Here is a 602-nt window from a genome sequence, read left to right as displayed (position 1 = left end):
CCGGAACTGAAGAAATTTATTCTTCCAGGCGGATCAAGAGGTGCTTCGCTTCTCCATATCGCCCGCACCATTACAAGGCGGGCAGAACGAAGAGTGGTGGCGCTGATGAAATCGGAGGAGATTCATGAAACAGTGCTGCGTTATCTCAATCGTCTGTCCGATTATTTCTTTGCCGCCGCCCGGATTGTGAATGCAAGAAGCGGTATTGGCGATGTAGAATATGAAAGAAGTGCCATTGTGTTTCGGGACCGAAACAGCAGCGAATCATAAAAAGTGAAAAGGAAAGCCGGCGTGTTCAAATACATGCCGGCTTTTTTTGTTTTTCACTCTGTCAATTTCCCATTTTACGACAAAAAATGAACCTTATGAATTATTGACTGAAAAATGGAAAAATGAGATATTGTAATAAATAGATGTAAAAAATAGGCAGTGGGGGGCTCTGATGGATGGTGAATTTAATTGAAAGTGATAGCATCTGGAAGAGAAATTTCAATTATCTGTTTTTCTCAAGAATAGTCAAGATATCCGGCGATATGTTCGCATTTAATTCAATATTATGGTTTTTAATTTATGACGGCAAAGGTGCGATCGGCACTGCTTTA

General features: G+C 40.7%; 1 protein-coding gene and 1 pseudogene. Both read left to right on the top strand.

Annotated features, from left to right (window positions below; all coding sequences use genetic code 11):
* Positions 1-270 (top strand): ATP:cob(I)alamin adenosyltransferase (locus ACWHAR_RS29470; protein ID WP_452088740.1); only part of this gene is annotated, 270 nt, incomplete at its 5' end.
* Positions 271-446: 176 nt separating this feature from the next.
* Positions 447-602: pseudogene (locus ACWHAR_RS29465) on the top strand (MFS transporter); the annotation flags it as partial.

This window comes from Bacillus sp. LR--39 (assembly GCF_053613335.1).
This window is presented reverse-complemented; position numbering and strand designations above follow the sequence as displayed.